The 1,550-nt window shown below is 68.7% G+C and carries 1 protein-coding gene; it reads left to right on the top strand.

What is annotated here, in order from left to right; genetic code table 11:
• On the top strand, positions 1 to 1,550 hold a 1,550-nt coding region (gene mutL / locus RMO23_RS12220; RefSeq protein ID WP_309681845.1), incomplete at both ends, for a DNA mismatch repair endonuclease MutL.

Raw genomic sequence — 1,550 nt, 5'->3', positions numbered from 1 at the left:
GTGCGCCTGCTGGCGGGCGGTGTGCGGCTGATTGCGGTGGAAGACGACGGCCAGGGCATCGCACGCGAGGAACTGCCGATTGCGCTGCGCCGCCACGCCACCAGCAAGATTGCCTCGCTGCAAGACCTGGAGGCCGTGGGCACCATGGGTTTTCGGGGCGAGGCGCTGGCCGCCATCAATTCGATTGCCGACATGAGCCTGCTGTCGCGCACCGATGACGCCGAGCACGCCTGGCAACTCGATGGCCGCACCGGCGAGCTGCAGCCGGCGGCGCGTGCACGCGGCACCAGCGTCGAGGTGCGCGAGCTGTTTTATGCCACCCCGGCGCGCCGCAAATTTTTAAAGACCGACGCCACCGAACTGGCGCACTGCATCGAGGCGGTGCGCCGCCACGCGCTGGTGCGGCCCGATGTCGGTTTTGCCATCTGGCATGAAGGCAAGCTGGTGGAGCAATGGCGCGCCTGCAGCGGCGCGCAGGCGCAGGATCAGCGCCTGGCCGATGTGCTGGGCGGGGAGTTTGTGGCGCAGTCGGTGGCCGTGCACTATGAAAGCGCCGCCCGCCGCGCCGACGGCCAGCCCGCCGTGCGGGTGTGGGGCCGCGCCGGCATTCCGGATGCCGCCCGTTCGCGCGCCGACCAGCAGTTTGCCTATGTCAATGGCCGCTATGTGCGCGACAAGGTACTGACGCACGCCGCCCGCAGCGCCTACGAAGACGTGCTGCACGGTCACCGCCAGCCGGTGTATGCGCTGTACATCGACATTGCGCCGGCGCGGGTTGACGTGAATGTTCACCCGACCAAGATCGAGGTGCGCTTTCGCGACAGCCGCGAGGTGCACCAGGCGGTGCGGCACGCGGCCGAAAACGCGCTGGCCGCGCCGCGCTCGGCCCTGCCCGGCGCGGCCAGCCCGCTCGCCACACCGCCGCCAGCCCCGCCGGATGAGCTTTCCGATAGCTTTTTGGCGTCAAATAGGCCGTTTGCCCCATCAGAATGGGCGCAGCCAGCTATCAATTTTGTAGCAAGCCGCGGTCACCACGCCTCTGACTTCGACGCGATGTGGCCCACGCAGACGGCTGCCGCGCCCGCCGCTGAAGCCAAGCTCTCACCTGCTGACAGCTGGCCGCTGGGCCGCGCCATTGCCCAGCTGCAGGGCATTTACGTGCTGGCCGAAAACGCGCAGGGCCTGGTCATCGTGGACATGCACGCAGCCCACGAGCGCATCGTGTACGAGCGGCTGAAAACCCAGATTGACGCGAGCCACCACATTACCAGCCAGCCGCTGCTGATTCCGGCCACCTTTGCCGCCAGCCCGCAGGAAGTGGCGACGGCCGAAGCCAGCGTGGCCACCTTGGCCACGCTGGGGCTGGAGATCACGCCGTTTTCGCCCCGCACCCTGGCGGTGCGCGCCGTGCCGACCAGCCTTGCGCTGGGCGATGCGGTGGAGCTGGCGCGCAGCGTGCTGGCCGAGCTGGCCCAGATTGATGCCAGCACGGTCATTCAGCGGGCGCAAAACGAGCTGCTGTCGACCATGGCCTGCCACGGCGCGGTGCG

Origin of the sequence: Polaromonas sp., assembly GCF_031411155.1 — a bacterium.
Classification (GTDB): domain Bacteria; phylum Pseudomonadota; class Gammaproteobacteria; order Burkholderiales; family Burkholderiaceae_C; genus Polaromonas.
Note: the sequence above shows the minus strand (reverse complement) of the source record. Positions and strands in the feature narration are given on the sequence as shown.